At 68.4% G+C, this 18,469-nt stretch carries 19 protein-coding genes; 9 read left to right on the plus strand and 10 right to left on the minus strand.

Translation table 11 applies throughout. From position 1 onward, the window contains the following. Nucleotides 1-15 precede the first annotated feature (15 nt). Complete coding sequence (locus ACA514_RS00640; protein ID WP_375038958.1) at nt 16-186, plus strand: amidase family protein; 171 nt, start codon at nt 16-18, stop codon at nt 184-186. A gap of 119 nt (nt 187-305) precedes the next feature. Next, complete coding sequence (locus tag ACA514_RS00645) at nt 306-1,094, plus strand: VOC family protein (protein WP_375039374.1); 789 nt, start codon at nt 306-308, stop codon at nt 1,092-1,094. A gap of 91 nt (nt 1,095-1,185) precedes the next feature. Here the strand turns inward: ACA514_RS00645 and ACA514_RS00650 are convergent, their stop codons facing one another. Beyond that, complete coding sequence (locus tag ACA514_RS00650) at nt 1,186-1,785, minus strand: TetR family transcriptional regulator (protein WP_375038959.1); 600 nt, start codon at nt 1,783-1,785, stop codon at nt 1,186-1,188. A 158-nt stretch (nt 1,786-1,943) separates the two neighbouring features. Here ACA514_RS00650 and ACA514_RS00655 point away from each other — a divergent pair, with 158 nt between their 5' ends. From ACA514_RS00655 to ACA514_RS00685, 7 genes are all read left to right on the plus strand, one after another. Continuing rightward, nucleotides 1,944-3,209 carry a cytochrome P450 gene (locus tag ACA514_RS00655; protein WP_375038960.1) on the plus strand — a complete coding sequence of 422 codons (1,266 nt, stop codon included), beginning with the start codon at nt 1,944-1,946 and terminating at the stop codon, nt 3,207-3,209. Between the two features lie 287 nt (nt 3,210-3,496). Further along, nucleotides 3,497-3,625 carry a hypothetical protein gene (locus ACA514_RS00660; protein WP_375038961.1) on the plus strand — a complete coding sequence of 43 codons (129 nt, stop codon included), beginning with the start codon at nt 3,497-3,499 and terminating at the stop codon, nt 3,623-3,625. A gap of 27 nt (nt 3,626-3,652) precedes the next feature. Further along, complete coding sequence (locus ACA514_RS00665) at nt 3,653-5,182, plus strand: nitric oxide reductase activation protein NorD (RefSeq protein ID WP_375038962.1); 1,530 nt, start codon at nt 3,653-3,655, stop codon at nt 5,180-5,182. Then, on the plus strand, nt 5,179-6,006 hold the full coding sequence (locus ACA514_RS00670; RefSeq protein WP_375038963.1) for a CbbQ/NirQ/NorQ/GpvN family protein: 828 nt from the start codon (nt 5,179-5,181) through the stop codon (nt 6,004-6,006). The genes ACA514_RS00665 and ACA514_RS00670 overlap by 4 nt, the downstream gene beginning before the upstream one ends. Before the next feature lie 160 nt (nt 6,007-6,166). Next, nucleotides 6,167-6,913: a hypothetical protein gene (locus tag ACA514_RS00675; RefSeq protein ID WP_375038964.1), complete on the plus strand. Its 747-nt coding sequence runs from the start codon at nt 6,167-6,169 to the stop codon at nt 6,911-6,913. 33 nt (nt 6,914-6,946) lie between these two features. After that, the gene (locus ACA514_RS00680; protein ID WP_375038965.1) at nt 6,947-7,351 is read left to right on the plus strand and encodes a hypothetical protein; all 405 of its coding nucleotides are present in this window, start codon (nt 6,947-6,949) and stop codon (nt 7,349-7,351) included. 229 nt (nt 7,352-7,580) lie between these two features. Then, nucleotides 7,581-8,936 carry a GDSL-type esterase/lipase family protein gene (locus tag ACA514_RS00685; RefSeq protein WP_375038966.1) on the plus strand — a complete coding sequence of 452 codons (1,356 nt, stop codon included), beginning with the start codon at nt 7,581-7,583 and terminating at the stop codon, nt 8,934-8,936. A gap of 435 nt (nt 8,937-9,371) precedes the next feature. Here ACA514_RS00685 and ACA514_RS00690 read toward each other — a convergent pair whose 3' ends face one another. Genes ACA514_RS00690 through ACA514_RS00730 form a run of 9 tightly spaced genes read right to left on the minus strand, consistent with a single transcriptional unit; the run spans nt 9,372 to nt 18,446 of the window. Beyond that, nucleotides 9,372-10,238 carry a hypothetical protein gene (locus ACA514_RS00690; RefSeq protein ID WP_375038967.1) on the minus strand — a complete coding sequence of 289 codons (867 nt, stop codon included), beginning with the start codon at nt 10,236-10,238 and terminating at the stop codon, nt 9,372-9,374. Nucleotides 10,239-10,249: 11 nt separating this feature from the next. Next, the gene (locus ACA514_RS00695; RefSeq protein ID WP_375038968.1) at nt 10,250-11,563 is read right to left on the minus strand and encodes an MCE family protein; all 1,314 of its coding nucleotides are present in this window, start codon (nt 11,561-11,563) and stop codon (nt 10,250-10,252) included. After that, nucleotides 11,560-12,576, minus strand: coding sequence for an MlaD family protein (locus ACA514_RS00700; RefSeq protein ID WP_375038969.1), 1,017 nt, complete (start codon nt 12,574-12,576; stop codon nt 11,560-11,562). Before ACA514_RS00700 ends, ACA514_RS00695 begins: the two co-directional genes overlap by 4 nt. After that, nucleotides 12,573-13,613, minus strand: a complete 1,041-nt coding sequence (locus ACA514_RS00705) for an MCE family protein (protein WP_375038970.1) — start codon at nt 13,611-13,613, stop codon at nt 12,573-12,575. Before ACA514_RS00705 ends, ACA514_RS00700 begins: the two co-directional genes overlap by 4 nt. Then, nucleotides 13,610-14,638 (minus strand): MCE family protein, encoded by a 1,029-nt coding sequence (locus ACA514_RS00710; RefSeq protein ID WP_375038971.1) that lies wholly within the window; start codon nt 14,636-14,638, stop codon nt 13,610-13,612. Before ACA514_RS00710 ends, ACA514_RS00705 begins: the two co-directional genes overlap by 4 nt. Further along, on the minus strand, nt 14,629-15,723 hold the full coding sequence (locus ACA514_RS00715; RefSeq protein ID WP_375038972.1) for an MCE family protein: 1,095 nt from the start codon (nt 15,721-15,723) through the stop codon (nt 14,629-14,631). Before ACA514_RS00715 ends, ACA514_RS00710 begins: the two co-directional genes overlap by 10 nt. 1 nt (nt 15,724) lies before the next feature. Further along, complete coding sequence (locus ACA514_RS00720; protein WP_375038973.1) at nt 15,725-16,756, minus strand: MlaD family protein; 1,032 nt, start codon at nt 16,754-16,756, stop codon at nt 15,725-15,727. Then, on the minus strand, nt 16,753-17,619 hold the full coding sequence (locus tag ACA514_RS00725) for an ABC transporter permease (RefSeq protein WP_375038974.1): 867 nt from the start codon (nt 17,617-17,619) through the stop codon (nt 16,753-16,755). The genes ACA514_RS00720 and ACA514_RS00725 overlap by 4 nt, the downstream gene beginning before the upstream one ends. After that, nucleotides 17,619-18,446 carry an MlaE family ABC transporter permease gene (locus tag ACA514_RS00730; protein WP_375038975.1) on the minus strand — a complete coding sequence of 276 codons (828 nt, stop codon included), beginning with the start codon at nt 18,444-18,446 and terminating at the stop codon, nt 17,619-17,621. Before ACA514_RS00730 ends, ACA514_RS00725 begins: the two co-directional genes overlap by 1 nt. Nucleotides 18,447-18,469 lie beyond the last annotated feature (23 nt).

The raw sequence follows: 18,469 nt of genomic DNA on the forward strand, positions 1-18,469 counted from the left end.
AAGGACATCATCACGATGGTGGGAGGGCCGAGCCGGGCTGTTCTTCGCCGGGCGCCTGGCACCGACATGGCCGGCAGTATCCGCATCCCGTCGGCGTTCTGCGGTGTCACCGGGCTGATGCCGATGTTCGGGCCGGGTGCCGAAGTCGGGCGTGGCGCCGCTCGGCTACAGCCTCGACCATGTTAGGGGCTTGGCGGGGGCTTAGATGGTCTTGGGGGATCTCATCCTTGCCGCATCCGCTGCGATTGCGCAGCTGTTCGTAGCTTGGTGGTGATGCGCTCAGGAGAGGACTGATCGTGGACGAGATGCCCAAGGGCCCTGGTTGGTTGCACTGGGTCGACCTGGCGAGTCCGGACGCCGCGACGTCCAGGGCCTTCTACTGCGAGTTGTTCGGCTGGTCCGTCTACACCCTGACTGCGCCTGGTTACGGCAATTACAACATCTTCACCCTGGACGATGTGCACGGTCCGGAGGTCGCCGGGTTGCAGATGCTCACCGACGACTCGCAGCCGCCGTCATGGACGTGCTATTTCCGCGTCGAAGACCTTCGCGGCACCGTTGACACCATAATCGACCAGGGCGGGCAGGAGCTCATTCCGCCGACCGATTGGGCCGGTCTTGCGGACATGGCGCTGTGCACGGACTCTCAGGGGGCCGATTTCGGCGTCGCGAAGCCAGGTCTGATCAAGGGCCTCGGCGCCACTGATCAGCCCTCTACGGTGTGCTGGGTGGAACTGGCGGCCCCGGATCTCAACGAGGGACGTCGCTTCTACACCGAGGTGTTCGGCTGGCGCGCTACCGACCGTGATCACCACGGATCGGCTTACACCACCTGGAAGGTCGGTGACCGGTCGGTCGGCGGCATGGTCCTGATGGACGACGCTTGGCCGCGCCGGTACCCGACGCAGTGGACGCCGTGCTTCTGGGTGACCGACTGCGATGCCACGGCGGCCAGGGCCACCGAACTGGGCGCCACCGTCGGCGTCCCGCCCACCAGCATCCGACCCGGCAGGTTCTCGAAGATGACCGATCCCACCGGAGCGCCCTTTGCCGTCATCACCCCCGTGCGATCACCGGGGCCCGGCGCAGCATGACCGTCTACCCCCGCTTCCCGGTCGCGACGACCTTGTCAACGCGCTCATCCTCCGTGAGCTCCAGCGCTTCCTGGCCGGGGATCCCTCCGGGTCAGAGTCGGAGTCCGCGGGCGGCCAGGCGGGTGAGGCGGCGCACTGTGGTCTCCTGATCGTCCAGCGGCAGCAGGATGTGGCTGATCAGTAGCCGTACCAGGGCGTCCGCGGTGGTCTCGACGTCCTCAGGGGCCAATTCCGGCGCCCGGCTGGTGATGTGTTCCCGCATGACCTGGCGGGCCAGCACGAGCAATGACTCCGACCCGGTGGTGATCAACGGCAGCAGCGTGTCGTCTGCGCCTTCCAGCGTGGAGGACAGGATCGCGCGCAGCAGCGGGTTGGTCGTGGTGTGGTGCAAGACGAAACGCAGGCTCGCCTCGATGGCGGCCAGCACGCCGGAATGCTGCTGGATTTCCTTCGAGACCCCGTCGATGAACCGCTGGGCCTCGCGGAGCACCAGGGCCTCGCCGAGTTGTTCCTTGGATCCGAACTCCTTGTACAGGGTCTGCCGGCTGACGCCGACGGCGGTGGCGAGCGCCGTCATGCGGAGGGCCTCCCAGCCTCGTTCTTCCACCACCCGGTAAGCCGCGTCCAGCGCATCGTCGCGGATCTGCTGCCGAACCCGGGCGTGGAAGCTCACCGGCACTGAAGTGCTCATTCGTGGACATTACCAAAGGACATGTCGTTCATGACGACTTAGATCGCCACAGGGTCTTAATGACGACATCTTGCAGGTTTCCGGCCATACTGTTGACAACCCTCATCGTTCTGTCAATGCTGTGGACGTCAGCGTGCCCGCTGTCGGAAGGAGCGCTCATGGCCTCGGATCCGTCTCCAGCCGCGACGGCGGCCTGCGCCGCCCCGGACGCGGAACGGCTGCTGTTCGAACTGATGCTGGATCCGCTGAACGACGACCCCTATGTCGGGTACCGGACGCTGCGGGAGCTGGCCCCTGCGCTGGTGACCGGGGACGGCACCTTGGTGCTCACCCGGTTCGATGACTGCGATGCCGCGCTGCGTCATCGCGCCGTAGGTAAGAGCGACCAGTTGTTCGACTTCAGCCCCGGCGATGCTCCGGCCGAATGCTCCGGCTCTTTGATCGACCTCCTGCGGCACAGCATGCTGCTGGCCAATCCGCCCGACCACACGCGATTGCGCCGACTCGTCAGCTCCGCCTTCACCGGCCGCCACGTCGAGGCTCTGCGGGACGCGGTGACCATCCGCACCAGTGCCCTGTTGGAAGCGCTGGCCGCCGAGCCGAGCGGCGACTTCATGGCCGCGGTGGCGCTGCCCCTTCCGGTCAACGTCATCTCCGACCTGCTGGGGATTCCCGAGTCCGACCGGCTGTCCTTCACACCGCGGGTGCACGCCCTGGTCGCCGCGCTGGAGCCCACCGCGGCCCCCGAATTGCGCGAGCAGGGCGCAACGGCCGGCGAGGAACTCGTGGAGTATTTCTCGGTGCTGCTGGCCGACAAACGGGCCCGGCCCGCCGAGGACCTGCTCAGCCGCCTGGTGGCTTCTCACGATGCGGATGCGCTGGACGAAGCGGAGATGATCTCAACGGCGTTGCTGCTGTTCGCCGCCGGCTTCGAGACCACCACCAACCTGCTCGGTAACGGGCTGCATGCACTGCTCAGGCACCCTGGCCAGTTGCGCAAGCTCCGCGAGCACCCCGAGCTGGTTCCCGCGGCGGTCGAGGAACTGCTCCGCTACGACTCGCCCGTCCAGTTCGGTGCGCGCATTGTGCTGGAGCCCGTCACCTTGGCGGGAGTGGATCTCGGGCCGGGGCGGCTGGTACTCACCATGCTCGGCGCCGCAAATCACGACCCGCAGCGTTTCGGGGAAGCGGACGAGTTGGATGTGGGTCGCCTCGACGGCGGGCACCTGGCCTTCGCCTCGGGCATTCACTTCTGCCTGGGCGCCCACCTCACCCGGCTGGAAGGCCAGGTTTTCCTGGAACTCCTGACCCGGCACTACGACGTCGCGCTGGCGGGTGAGCCGACCCGCCGCCCGGGCTTCAGCCTGCGCGGCCTGGAGCATCTGCCCCTCACCCTGTCGCCGCGACCAGCAGGCGGCCTCTAGCGGTCGCCGCCCCGGCACTGCGTGTCCGAGCGGCACATGAGCATCGGGCCCGGACGCGTTCACCCCTTCTGCACCCGACTCAACGAGGCTCCCCCGGAGCGTATTCGCGATGAACCCCAGCCATACCTGTCCGCCATCCGCCAGGGCCGCCACCGCTCTGGGCAACGTCGTGAGTTCTGTTCGGCGGCCTGGGGCTCCGATGCCCTGGGGGCCGCGAAGGCGGCATGACCCGCGCTCCCGCTCCCGGCAGCCGTCTTGCGGCAACCGATCGATACGGAGGTCTTCTCGTGCTGCACAACGTGTGGGATCTGTCCATCAGCTGGCAGGACCTGGTGCGCTTCGCGCTCACCTGGGTGTTCTGCGTCGCACTCGTCTACTTCTGGTACTGGGTGCTGAGCCGCATCGGAACCTTCTGACGGAGACCGGCCGCCAGGAGCGCGGCCATGACTGAGCCCGTCGCGGCGGCGTCGCGGATCGAGCGCAGTTGCGCTCTGCTCGCGGTCGCCTTCTCCGAGGGGCGGCGCCGGGGCGCACGGCTCAGCTCGGGCGAACGCCGCGGTTTCGGCTTGAACGCGGACCGGAGCCTGGTGAGCGTGCCCTATCCCCTCTCGGCCCCGGATTGGACGCCCCGGACTGTGGCCTGCGGGGTCGCGCTGCAGTGCTCGCCGTCGAAGGACCGGGTCGCCGCGTGCTCGATCACCGTGCTTTCCCCGCGGGAGTTCCAGGCGCTGACGATCGCCGAAGCCGAGGTCTCGCTGGGGTGGGTGATCGAGCGCTGGCCCGGGCTGCTGCCGGAACTGCGGCGCCGGCTTCCCGACCTCGAGGGCGCCGACGGTGAACTCGACGGTCCGGCGATCATCGAACGGGCAAGGGAGCTGGCCCGATCCGGGCGGGAGTTGCGCACCCACCCGCTGCTCGGACGGCTGCCGTCATCGGTCCAGGCGCGCCGCACTCTGCCCGCGCACGCGCGCAGAGTGCTCGGGCGGATGCCGTGGACATCGCGACGCCAGGACGCCTACCGGTGGTATTCGGTGCCGGTGGGAGGCGACGGCGGGGCCAGGAATCCCAACCTGCCGCCGCCGAGCAGGCCTGAGGACGAGGACATCGAGATCCGCCCCGATCAGCGGGCCGGCATTCCCTACCCGGAATGGAACATCTGGACGCAGCGCTTCCTGCCCGACCATGTGGCCGTTCTCGAACGCAAGCACGGGCCGTACTCCCAACCTCGTCCCCAGGCCGTGGCCGAATTGCACCGATGGTTCGAAGAACACACCCACCGCACCGTGACCAACCACCTGGAGGACGGCTCCGACCTCGACATCGACCAGTACGTCGCGCATCACGTCGCCACGGTCGCGGGCCAGACCTCGCACGCCCGCATCTTCCGGGATCTGCTGCCCGCCGCCCGGCACGTCACCACCGCCTTGCTGCTGGACGGCAGTTCCTCGCTGGCAGCCCACCAGGGACAGATCTTCCGGCTGGAACTCGCCTGCGCCGATGCGCTCTCCCATGCCTTGACGCTCGCCCGGGAACGGCACGGCATCTTCAGCTTCACCGGCGACACCCGGCACCGGGTCGAGGTCGGCTGCCTGAAGGACTTCGCCGACCCCCACCTCGTCATGCCCAGCCGTCTGGGCCTGGTCGCAGGCGGCTACACCCGGCTCGGTGCCCCGCTGCGGCACCTGACCAGCCGCCTGCTCGAACAACCATCGCAGCGGCGGCTGCTCATCGTGATCGGTGACGGGCTGGTGTCCGACGAAGGCTACGAAGGCCGGTACGCCATCGCCGACGTGGCCCACGCCGTCGACGAAGCCGCCGAAGCGGGCGTCACCCCCTACTACATCGGTGTCGGCCCCACCCACACCGATCTCCTCCCGGACATGTTCGGCCGCCGCCGGGCCAGACGCATCAAGCGGGTCGAGGAACTCCCACGCGTCCTGGCACATGTGCACCGCGAACTGGTCACCGCATGACCGCCACCGACGCCGGAGGCCGGATGACGCCCCCCTTCTACCGAGCGCACGGCAACGAAGTGCGGATGTTCGAGCTGGCCTGCAAGCGGCGGCTGCCGGTGATGCTCACCGGGCCGACCGGCTGCGGCAAGACCCGGCTGGTGGAGCACATGGGCGAACGGCTCAGCCGTCCGGTCATCACCATCAGCTGCCACGACGACCTCACCAGCGCCGACCTCGTCGGACGCTTCATCGTGTCGGGCGGCGACGTCATCTGGACCGACGGCCCCCTGAGCAGAGCGGTCAAGGACGGCGCGATCTGCTACCTCGACGAGGTCGTGCACGCCCGCCACGACTCCCTTGCCGTCCTGCACTCGCTCGCCGACCACCGGCGCGCCCTCTACCTCGACCGCACCGGCGAGGTCCTCCAGGCACCCGAGTCGTTCATGCTCGTATGCTCCTACAACCCGGCCTTCCTCAGCTCCCTGAAGGAACTCAAGCCCTCGTTCCGCCAGCGGTTCGTCACGCTGGCGATGGACTACCTGCCGCCCGAGCAGGAAGTAGAGGTGCTGGTCGCCGAGACCGGCATCGAGCCGCTGACGGCACAGCGGCTCGTCCAGTGCGCGACCAGCATCCGCAACGCCGACCAGGTCTTCCATTTCGAGCCGCCCTCAACCCGGGCACTGATCACGGCGGCAGAACTCATCGCCGCCGGAGCGCAGGAGATCCAGGCCGCCGAGGCCTGCGTCCTGGCGCCGCTCAGCACCGACGGCGCCATCACCGACGGCCTGCGGGAACTGGCCGCGGCCAGCCTCCTCACCGACCAGGCACCGGCCACGCGCTGACCCCTCGCTCGTTCCAGAAGGGAGCCCCATGCCCATGAACGAACAAGACCGCCAGCGGCGCCGAGCCCTCATGGTCTTCCAGATCGCCATCTACGGCTACCTGCTGCTGATGTTCGCGATCCAGCTGTACATGTACTCGCAGCGGAACTGGTAGGCCACCATGAGGACGCCACTGCGCAAGCGCCGGCCCGGCCCAGATGCGAGTACCCCCGCCGTCGCGGCCATCTCCAAGGAACCGGCCGACTACGACGACCACGTGGAACGATCGCGGCAGGCCCAGCGCCAGGCGGACCGATGGCTCATCGCCGGCACGGTCCTGATGGGGATGACGCTGCCCGGGATCATCGGCCTGCCCATCTTCCTGCGGGGACTGGTGCTGCTGAGACGAGCCGGCCGCGCGGGCCTGTCCGTCCGCCCGATGATCATCACGCTCATCGCCTACATGGTCTGCCTCGACGCCGCCCTCAACTGCTTCGGCTGGGCCCTGGACACGATCGCCAGCCACGCCGTCCTCTGGCAAACCATGATCATGGCGTGGGGCAACTTCTTCGACGCCGGTTACTTCTGGCACTACAACCAACTGCCCTGGGTCGGCGGCGCGGGAGGCCCCGGTGAAAAGGCCTGGGAGATCACCTGCGTGCTCACCGTGTTCGCCATGCGGATGGCGGCGTGCATCGGGCTCCTGCGCATGAAGCGCTGGGGCCACCAATGGATGATCGTCACCTGCTGGTTCGGAGTCGTGATCTGGGTCGGCTACGTGGCCAACATGACCATCTTCGCCGATGTCCGCTACGCGCACACGGTGTTCCCGGTCATCGGATGGTGGCTGTACGACATCTTCTACATCACCCCGTTCCTGGCCATTCCCTACCTGCACACCGTCAACCGCGAAGTCTTCTCCGACTGAGCAATCCGCCATCCCGCCGCCAAAGGAGAAGCCATGAGCACACCCCCGAAAACGGACCTGCCCCTCGGCACGACATCGGCGACCGCCCGCCTCCACACCACCATCCGCCGGATCTGCTACATCCTGCTGTTCGCGCTGGTGATCGAAGGGGCGTTCACCCTCCCCTTCACTCTCATCTGGTACGGCTGGCCGACGCTGTCGGTCCAGGAGATATGCAGCGGACTCCAAGAGGTCATGTACAACGACCCCACAGTCCAGTGCCAAGACCCCGCCCCGCTCAGCGCCCCGCCCTTCGGCAGCAGCGGCCCCAACACCCACAGAACCACCGCCAAGGACAAATGGGGAATCCAACCCACACCACAATACCCGCGAATAGAGTTCCGTGAACTCATCAAGATCTATCGCCATAACCAGCAAATAATGCACCCAGCGAAATAACCCACGGACGACCGCCAAAGTGCTTTGCCCCCCACTCCAAAAGCCAGTGAGCGCTCGCAGCATGAAGGCGCGGCATCGAATCCGCCGCCCTTCCAGGAGGACCTCGGTCCAGAGCAAACCACGACGCTGGTCAAAAGGATCGAAGCGCCGCGTCGCTGATCGGAAAAGTATGGCGCTTGTCTCCTCGATCGCCCCCCTGCGGCGATCACCCACCCCAAGGAACCGACACGTGCGAACCACAACACGAACAATCACCGGCTGGATCACTACGACGGCGACCGCGCTGGCGGTGGCAGGACTGACTCCCCCAGCGGCGACCGCGGCCGGACCCGCCAGCATCACCTCCGCCCTCGGCGCAACGGCGACCGCCCCCGTCGCCGACTGCCCGGCAAGCCGCTGGGTCGCCGCCTGGACGGCCAGCCCGACCGACGGCTCCGTACCGTTCGACCCCTCCCTCGGAGCGGTCCCGACATCGCTCACGGACCAGACCGTTCGAATGGTGATATCCCCCCATGTGGGAGGAGCATCGCTGCGGCTACACCTGAGCAACCGATTCGGCAATGCCCCCGTGGCCTTCGGCCGCGTCACCGTCGGCCTCCAGGAGCAGGGCGGACCAGCCGTCGGCGATCCGCGGCCGGTGACCTTCAGCGGAGCCGAGTCCGTCACGGTTCCCGGCGGCCGGGACGTTGTCAGCGACCCCGTCGCGCTGACCTTCTCGGCGTTCACGCCCCTGTCGGTCAGCATCTACCTGCCCAAGAGCACCACGGCGGTGACCAAGCATTGGAACGCCAACGCCACCTCCTACTACAGCGACCAGGGCGCCGGTGATCTCAGCACGCAGACCAGCGGAGCACGCTTCACCAACAGGACGCTGAGCTGGCTGTTCGTCGACGGACTCGATGTCATGGCACCCGCGCGGGCGATCGCTGCGTTCGGCGACTCGATCACCGACGGATTCGTCGGCGGCAGCCCGCTGAGCATCCCGGCCGACCGTTCCGCGGCCGACAAGAACGGCCGGTACCCTGATGACCTCCAACGCAGGGCCACCGATGCCGGGCGAGCCATATCGGTGGTCAACGCCGGTATCGGCAGCAACCAACTGCTGGGCAGTCTCGGCCTCATGGACGGCCCCAGCGGCCTGTCCCGCTTCCAGGCCGACGCCCTCGACATCCCCGGCGCCGGCGGAATCATCGTCCTGGAGGGGATCAATGACCTCGGGCTCGGCAGCGGTGTCACCCCGACTCAGCTACAGGCCGGCTACACCCGGCTCATCGGCAAGGCGCACGCCAGCGGGAAAAAGATCTGGCTGGGCACCATCACGCCGGCCGCCAACGCCTTGATCGACGGCACCGCGACCGCCCCCAACAGCGAGAACTACCGGCAGCAGGTGAACGCCTGGATCCGCGGCCAGGCCCTCGCCGACGGCGTCATCGACTTCGACGCCGCGCTACGAGATCCCGCACACCACTCACAGCTGCTACCTGAATACGCCAGCCCGGACAACCTTCACCCCAGCCTCAGGGGCTATCAGAAGATGGCCGACGCAGTGCCGCTCGACCTGCTGGAACAAGTCCCCTGCGCCTGACCGGGTATGTGCCCGACCAACGGCTGATCTTGATTGGCCGAGTGGCCGGCGGATGGTCGGCGTGAGGCGGCCGGGACGCCGGAGCGCGGCTGTTGGCGCCGAACCTTCAGCGAAACGGCTCCAGGAGGCATCCCGTCATGCAGGGAAAGATCGCAGAGCTCGCCGCACGGGGGCCGGTCGTCCATTCGACGGCCCACGGCGAGGCCGAGTTCACGACGTGGCACTGACGGGCAAGCCGGAACTCGGCGCCCCCGTCGCCCACTCCAGCCAAGTACGAGGCGTCGTCCATCTGCCGATCACCTTCACCCCCGAGCGACCCCGCCCCTACTGGCGGTGCGTGGGTTGCGCCTACGCGCTGACGCACACGGCGCCCGAGGAGTTCGCCTCGGCTGTAGTTCGAGACCGGTTCGCCGGGCTATGGCGCGGGGTGTTCGCTCAGCCGCCGGGTGAGAGCGTCGGGTCGGGTTGGATGGGCGTCGTCTCCTGCTTTCCGTTGGGGTCGGTCATGCTTTCGTTGGCGGCGCCGACGGAGGTGACCTCGGTGACCTTCCATGTGCCGTGGTCGCGGGTGAGTTTCATGTCGAGGTAGGAACCGAGAACGCTACGGGTCCCCGCGGTGCTGTGGACTTCGCTGTCCATGACGACGACGGCGCGGGTGTTGCCGCCGTCGATGTCACCGACGTAGACGGTGCGGACGGTCGCGGAGGCATCGGCCTTGAGCTTGGTGATGATGCCTTCGAGTCCACCGGTGAAGGCTTGATCGTAGGTCTTGGCGAAGTCGTCGGAAGCCAGGGACAGCACCTTGTCCCGCGCGGCTTGGAGTTTGGTGTGGTCGTAACTGAGAAGCGCCTGCCCGAATCTGCCTGCGCTGGCGCCGGCCTGCCGTCGCTCGTCCTCACGGGTATCGGCCTTGTCCGCTCGATGCCACTGCAGCCCGGCAGTAACGACTGAAGCGATCAGAACCACGACCACGATCACCTTGACGGTGAACTGACCGGTCAGGTACCCGATCACCCGCTTTCGCAGCGGCGGCTCAGCCTCCTCGGTGCTCGTCTCCGCCGTCCTGCCTTCCTCTTTCTCCGAGTCTTTCGTGCCGCTCTCGTCGGCCCCTTGCCCCTTGCCGGACGCGGCACTGCGCGACTTGGTGTCGCTCTGATCAGCTTTCTCGTTCTTGCCGCCTTCCTCCGCCTCCGTGAGTCCGGCATCGTCGGCCGCAGCGGGGATCTCGAGGCCGGCGTCTTCGAGGTTCTCTTCTTCGTCCGTGGCGGGCGAGGGTGTTTTCGCTGGGGTCTCGGTCTTCACGGCTCCTCCATTCATCGGCGTGTGCCGAACCGGCGGTTCAGGAAGGTTCGGACGACATTGGCGACGACGGCCAGCACCACCACCGCTGCGAGCGCGGGCGGTAGCAGGGGCATCGTCCGAGCCGGCAACGAGCGATGCTCGCTGATCGGGCGGGTCGGTATCGCCGTCGGCGGTTGTGTTTTCGTGCCGTTTCGCGCGGTGGACACGTTGCCGGAGGGCGGCTTCCCCGCCGATGTCGAGCCGTCCTTCCCGGCGGCGGCAGGGCAGTAGGCGAGGGCCGGCGCGGTCGGCTTGGGTGTCGGGGTGGCGTACTCGGCGGCCTGGGGCGGGCCCGCCACGGTGATCACCGGGGTGACGCGCAGGGCGCTGCCCTTGCCGTCCTTGACCCGGACGTCTGAGACCAGGGCTTGGAGTGTCGGGACCATGCGGAGCACGTGATTGATCTCCGCTTGGTTGGCGGAGTCGAAGACGGGGACGGTCGGGACCGCGGCGGCCGACAGCAGGCAGTCCAGGCCGGGGCGGGCCGTCTGCAGAAGCTTGTCGAGGTCGCCGAGGGTCCCGGGCCCTTGCGCCAGGACCGTGTCGAGGTCCTGGCGTGCTTGGCGCATCGTCGCGGTGAAGGCCGCGAGGTCGTTGACGCCCGAGACCAACTGGTAGCGGTGCCGGGTGAGGGTGGCGGTGAGCTGAGTGAGCTGCGTTGCGAGGGCGTCCAGTGCCGGGGCGTTGGCGGCGAGGGTCGCGGTGAGCTGATCGGTGTCGCCGATCATGTCGTGCAGAGCGGTACCGCGGCCCTGAAGTCCGGTCGCCGCTTCGTGGAACAGGGTCTGCGCGTCGCGCGGGTCGACGGCTTTGAGGGTGTCGCTGAGCCCGGTGAACAGTTGCTTGTAGTCGGTGGTGCCGGCGGTCCGGCCGAGGGGGATATGGTCGCCGGCTTTGAGGTATCCCCCGCCCGGCGCCTTCGGTGAGGTCAGTTCGATGTAGGGCTCGCCGATCGCGGACTTGCGGAGAACCTGCGCGCCCGCGTCCTTCGGGACGTGCACGCCGCGATCCATTTCGATGCGGACCTCGACGTGGCCGTTGCGGAGCTTCACGCCGCCGACGCGCCCGACCTTGACGCCGAGGTGGGTGACCTCGAGGTCGCTGTGCAGGCCGGGTGAGGAGGCGAAATCGGCGGTCACCGGGAACGGCTGCTCCAAGGCGTCGATGGTGATGATGTTCCGGACCGCCCAGGTCGCCAGGAGCGCGCCGAGCAGCGCGAAGAAGATCAGGTTGATGGCGATCCGCGGCTGCCTGACGTGCGGAAGCTTGAAGGCGGGTGTCTTCATGGCCGCGGTCCGAGGAGTCCGGTCAGCGATGGCGATTGCGGCGTTCTGGCGGGCGTCTTGCCGGTCTGGGGCAGGAAGCCCTTGATCCAGAGGAACAGCAGGGCCTGGCCGCTGGAGGAGACCGAGGGTCCGCGGAGAAAGGTCAGGACATTGGCGGTGATCGCCTTGAGATCGTTTCGTCCGCGCAGTGCCGCCGCCAGCAGTTGGTCGGCGCGTCCGAGCAGGACGGCCAGGCGTTTGGCATGCCGCTGCTGGACCTTGGCGTTGACCGAGCGGGCGAGTTGCTCGAGCCGCTGGATGGAGGTCTTGATGCGGTGGCGCTCATCCTGGAGCCGCCGGGTGGCAAGGGCGACATTGCCGGGAAGCCGTCTGATGTCGCCTTTTCCCTTGTCCAATGAGTCGCCGAGCTTTGCGAGCGAGTCGAGGGCGCGGCCGAGGTCGGCGCTGGCCGCCGCGTAGCTGTCGGTCACGTCCGCGGCCCGTTTGATCAGCGTGTTGAGCTTGCGTCCCTTGCCGTTGAGCGCGGTCGCCGATTCGTCGGTGATGGTCGCGAGGTCCTGTCCGCCGAGCGCGGCGATCAGCGGTCCGACCTTCTCGCTGATCTGTTCCAGGTCGGGCTGGACGGAGGTCTGGACGATCGCGGCGCCGCTGTGCAGGAACGCCCCGGTGCGCATATCGCGGCCGGGCGGGAGGTCGAGACGGACGTAGTTCTCTCCCAGCAAGGACGATTTGGCGATCGTGGCGGTGGTGCCGACCGGGATGTGCCGCCCGTTCTTCAGGGACATGGTGACCTTGGCGCGGTAGCCGGACAGCCCGATGGCCGTGACGGTGCCGACCCGGACGTCCGACACCTGGACGCTGTGACCGACGACGAGACTCTGGACGTCGTCGAAGGTCGCCGAAAGCGTCATGTCGCCGCGGGGGGCTCCGATCGTCTGGAGCGAGCATCCACTGGCGGCGCTCACGGTCAGGGCGATCGCCAGGACGCAGTGGGTGACGGCAGGGCGTCTCATTTGCCCGCCTTTCCGGTCGGTACACAGTTGCCGAGGGCCGGATTGCTCGGGACGCAGGGGACGGCGCCCCACCCCATCGCGGTGAACAGCGGCTGGAGCCAGGTGCGGAGGGTGGCGTGGACGAGGACGCGGATGGTGGCGACGTGCTGCTTGCGGTTCCAGGCCTTGACGGCGACGTCGGCGAATCGTCCGATGCCCTCGATGGCCTGGTTGAGCCCTTGGGCGTTGCCCTTGAGGGTGAGGATGATGTTGGACAGGTCCGCGACGGTGCTGGGCAGCGTTTCGCGGTACTCGGTGATGAGGACGTCGCTCTTGCGGATGGCGGCGGCCAGGCCGGCGACGAAGTCGCGCAGTTTCGTCCGTTCTCCCGACAGCGTGCTGCTGGTGGTGGAGAACGAGGCAATGAGCTGCGAGAGCTGCTCGTCTCGTCCGTTGAGACTGGACGCGACGGATCGCAGGTTCTTGGCGAGTGAGACGATCTGCCGGTCCTGGGCGGCAAGGTCGCTGGTCAGCCGGGACGTGGCGCCCAGGGCGACGTTGATGTCGGCGCCGTGGCCGCGAAGCCCATCGGCCCCCCGGTGGAAGGCCGATCCGAGTTCCTTGGGGTCGATCGAGCGGTTGAGCTTGGCGAAGGCGTTGAGCGCCTCGTCGATTTCGACCGGCAGTTCGGTACGCGACTGCGGTATCACGGTGCCGGAGGTCGCCTTGGCCATGCCGGGCTTCCAGACCGGGTGCAGCAGGACGTAGCGTTCGCCGAGGGCGTTGTCGGAGGCGATGGCGGCGCGGACGTCCTTCGGTAGGGGGACGGAGCGTTCGACGGCCAACTCCACACGCACGCGCGTCTGTTCGTCCTTGATGGAGGTGATGGTGCCGGAGTCGGCGCCCATGACCTTGACCCGCGACCGCTCGTACAGGGACGGGGTCTTGGCGAAGTAGACGGTGAGCTTGTAGGTGCCGCCGCCGCCGGTCGCCGTGCATCCACCGGTTGCCGCGACCAGCGCCAGCGCCACGGCCGCGGCGGCAAGGCGTCGCATCATCGTTCTCCCTGGGGGGCGAGGCGGGCGAGCTGGGCCAGGTCTTGCGGGGACAGTGGGCCGAGCCCGGTCGCGACGACCTCCAGCCACGGTCCGTAACCGCCGGTCCCGGCGAGGCCGCTGAGGGTGGGTCCCGCCCAGGCGAGCAGGTTGTTGAAGGCGCCGGTCCGCGGGCGCAGCGTGCCGAGCGTCCCGCGCAGGTCGGCCATGACCGACAGCAGTTGCGCTTGGTGATCGTCGATCAGCTTGGTGATGCTCGCGACGGTGCGGCTGCCGCTGCCCAGGAAGGCCGCGAGTTCCCGTTTGCGGCGCTGGAGTTCGTCCAGCATCGCCTGGACGTTGCCGAGCAACCGGTCGAGTTGCTCGTCCTTGGAGTGCGCGAGGGACAGGATGCGGTCGCCGTTGGCGAGCATCTGTTTGATCTGTGGGCTGGAGTCGTTCACCGTTTCGGCGAGCTCGGAGAGGTTGACCAGGGTGCGGGCAAGGCGTCCGCGGTGCCGGGCGTCCACTCCCCGCACTTCCGAAACGATCTTGTTGATGGACTTGGTGTCCAGCCGCGCGACCGTGCGGGTGGAGGTGTTGAGGACGTCGTTGACCGTGGTCGGCACCTGCGTCCGGTCGAGGGGGATGCGCCGCTTGGCGGGCGGCAGGTCGGCCAGGTGCGGGGTGGTGACGGCGCCGGACAGCCGCAGGTACCGGCCGCCGAGGATGTTGGACACCTCGATCTGCGCGCGGGTCGAGGGGCCGAGATCGACGCCGGAGTCGATCTTCCAGCTGATGAGCACCCGGCCCCGGCCGAAATCGGGATGGACACCGCTGACCTCACCGACCCGGACGCCGGCCACCCGCACGTCGTCGCCGGAGCCGAGCCCGCCGGTGTCGGCGAAGACGCCGGTGACGGTGTAGCGGTCCTGCAGCAGGCCCTTCGTCCCGACCAGGAACACCGTGACCAGCAGCAGTACCAGCGCGGTCGCCGACACCAGCCCGACGACGATCTTGTTGCGGTCGCGGAAGGACTTCAGTGCCACGGGCTGCCTCCGACCATGAGGTTCTGCAGTGCGTCCGGTGAGTCGATCGGTTTGCCGCCGCCGCCTTCCCGCGGGCCGGGCAGCCGTGTGGGGTACGGGCAGGGCGGGGCGGCGAGGCTGAGGCAGGGAATGGCCGCCTCGATGTAGCGGCCGTTGTCCACGGCGGCGAAGATGTGCTGGAGCTTCGGCGACGCCGACTCGAGCACATTCGCGACCGCCTCGTCGTTGCGATGCACTCCGGCGGTGAACGTCGACAGTTTGGAGATGACGTCGGCGAGCCTGTCGCCGTTGCCCGCCAAGACGGCGTCTGACGTGCGCGCCAGGGCGGCGAGTTGCACGAGGGTGTCGTCGATCAGCTTCCGGTTGTCGGCGAACGCGCCGCTGAGGCTCACCAGGTCGTCGGTCGCGGCGCCGATCTGCTTGTCCCGGCGAGCGATGAGGTCGGTGACGGTCGCGTAGTCCGACAGCATCTGCTTGAGCGTGCTGCGGCGTTCGGCAATGGTGGACGACAGCTGGTCGACGTTTCCGATGAGCCGGTCGATGTCGCCGGCGTTGCCGTCCAGTGCCTGCGCGAGCGACGCGAGCACCGTGTTCACCTGCTTCGGGTCCAGGCTCTTGGTGAGGGGCGCGAGTTCGTCCAGCAGCGCACTCCCGTCCACGACGGAGCGGGTGCGGGCGATGTGGGCGCCGGAGCGCATCATCGTCCGGCTCGTGCCGGGGACGAGGTAGACGACGCGGCGGCCCATGGCGTCCCGCCACCGGATCGCGGCCTCGCTGTCGGCCGGGACCTTCACCGGGTCGCGGACGGTCATGTCGACCTTCGCCCGGCCGTCCACGACCTTCACCCCGTCGACCCGGCCGACCGGCGCACCGGCGATCTTGACCTGGTCGCCCTTGGACAGGCCGCTCGCGTCGTCGAACGTCGCCGACACGTGCCATCCGCCGCCGAGCCCGATCCGGGCGATCTGCATGCCGATGAACACGGTGAGGGCTCCGGTCACCAGCAGGAACGCGATGAGTCTGATGATCGTCCCGGCGCGCGACCGCGCCTGGTCGCCGAGTCGCGCCGCGATCGGGCCGCGCATGTCACCGGCCTCCCTTCGCACCGGTGCCCGAACCGCACAGGCCGAGGATCAGCGCGCACGGATCGGTCGGCAGATAGGCCTGGGACTCCAGGTAGTGCTTGCCGCCGGGTCCCGCCTTCGAGGCGATTTCCTGGTAGAGCGGGAGAAGACGGTTTCCGGTGCGGACCGCGTCACCGAGCAGGCCCAGCTGGGCGTAGATGACCGCGACGGCGCGCTCCCCGCTGCGGAACGCCTCACCGAGCTGCCCGCCGCGCTTGTCGAACCCGTGGGCGACCAGCAGCGACAGCGCGGAGAGCTGATCGGCGAAGTCACCGAGCCGCCCCTTGCGGCCGCTCGCCGCAGCGGTGATGAGCGCGTTCGCGTCCGAGCCGATGCCCGCGATCTCGTCGCCCGATCCCGACAGCGCACCGCTCAGGTTCGCACCGTCGGAGATGAACCGGCGGGCGTCCTGCCGGTGCCGGTAGGCGACGTTCAACAGGACACCGGTCTGATCGATCGTGGCGGCCAGTTTCGCTCCCTGCCCGTCCAGGCCCTGCGCGACGGTGTGAACGATCGTGTACACGTCCTCGGGTGCGATCGCCCCGAGCTGCCTGTCGGCATCGGCGAGCAGATCCGACAGGTCCTCCGGATCGGAGGTCCGCGCGATCGTCGCGCCGGAGGCGAGGTAGGGCCCGCCTCCCTCGTGCGCGCCCGGTATCAGGTCGACGAACTTGGGGCCGAAGGCCGACGCCGGCTCGATCGATGCGGTCACCGTGTCGGGGACGTGCGTCCCCGGGTCGAGCCGCAACGTCAACCGGGCGCGCCCGTTCCCGCCCAGCCGCACCTGCCGCACCGAGCCGACCTGGACTCCGCGCACCTTCACCGGAGCTCCCGTGCCGAGGCCCTGGCCTGCGCGGCCGAACTCGGCGGCCAACACCGTGCCGCCGTCCTGGAACGGCTTGGCAACGAGGGCCCAAAGGATCGACGCGGCCACGGCCAGCGTGACCGCGGTGATCAGCAGTCTGCGGCGCAGGGAGAGCTCTTCGTTGATCATCCGCTCAACCTCACGGTCGCGCCGGAACCCCAGAACACATACGACAGCAGCAGGTTCAGCGTCACGATCGTCACGATGGACAACCGGATCGCCCGGCCGGCCGCGCGCCCGACCCCGGCCGGCCCGCCGGTGGCGTAGTAGCCGTAGAAGCAGTGGATGGTGATGACGGCGAAGGCGAACACCGCCACCTTGATCGAGCTGTAGACCAGGTCGATCGTCGGCAGATAGAGCCGGAAGTAGTAGTCGTAGACACCCGGCGCCAGGTCGAAGAACTCCGTGCTGATCAGCCGGGTCGCGAAGAAGCTCGCGAACAGCGCGATCAGGTACAGCGGAACCAGCGCGATCAGCGCGGCCACCACCCGCGTGCACACCAGGTACGCGAACGAGCCGATGCCCATGACCTCCAGCGCGTCGATCTCCTCGGAGATCCGCATCGCGCCGAGCTCGGCGGTGAACGCCGACCCGCACTGCGCCGCCAGCGCCGTCGCCGCGATCACCGGAGTGATCTCCCGGACGTTGGCGAACGACCCGACCAGGCCCATGAACGACTGCGCGCCGATCGACTGCAGGCCGGTGTAGCCCTGCAGGCCCACCTCGGTACCGACGAAGAACGCCATCGTGAAGATCACGAAGATCATGCCGCCGCCGACCACGGTCGCGCCCGCGCCGACGACGACGTCGCTGACGTGCCGTGCGACCGTCCGCGCGTACTTGCGGTGCCAGATCAGATCGCGGACGGAGTACAGCAGCACCCGGTAGGTGAACACCGGCCACTGCGCGAGATCCCCTGTCCGCTCCGCCAGCCGGCCCGCCGCGCGCACACCGCTGCGGCCCGCGCGCCCGGCCGGGATCGAGCCCGCCATCAGATCTTCGGCGGGAACGCGACGAAGTACACCGTCGTGATCACGTAGTTGAGGGCGAACACCAGCATGAAGGCGACCACGATCGCCCGGTTCACCGCGCGGCCGACCCCGACCGGGCTCTGCGCGCAGTTCATCCCCATGTAGCAGGCCACGACCGCGGCGACCAGCCCGAACAGCCACGCCTTCAGCAGCGTCACGACCAGGTCGGACACCTGCAGCAGCGACACCGCGCCGTCGAAGTAGGCGCCCGGCGTGACGTCCTGCAGCAGCACGTTGAACACGAACCCGCCCACCGCGCCGGAGACGATCACCAGCGAGGCCAGCAGCGTCGAGATCAGGCTGGAGGCCCACAGCCGCGGCGTGACCAGCCGGTGCACCGGGTTGACCGCCATGGTCTCCATGGCCGCCAGCTCGTCGCGGATCCGGCGGGCGCCCATGTCGGCGGTCATCGCCGACCCGCCCGCACCGGCGATGATCAGCGCGGCGGCGATCGGCGCGACCTCGCGGACGAGACCGACGACGACCGCTCCCCCGGTCGCCGACTGGGCACCGAGCTGGGCGGCCAGCTGCCCCACCTGCAGGGCGACGGTGGCCCCGAGCGGCAGCGACACCAGGATCACCGGCAGGCTCGTCACCCGCGCCAGGAACCACGCCTGCTCGGCGAACTCCCAGAACCACCGGCGCACGTCCCACGTGCGCCGCAGCCCCTCCAGCGCGATGACGAACAGCTCACCGACCTCGCTGAGCAGCCCGTGGACGCGGTTCGGCAGATAGGCGACGGCCATGGTGATCACCTCCTCGATCCACCCGTCGTCGAGCAGGGACACCCTAGAGCACTAATTGGCGGACC

This window comes from Actinomadura sp. NTSP31 (genome assembly GCF_041951385.1).
Lineage (GTDB): Bacteria > Actinomycetota > Actinomycetes > Streptosporangiales > Streptosporangiaceae > Spirillospora > Spirillospora napierensis.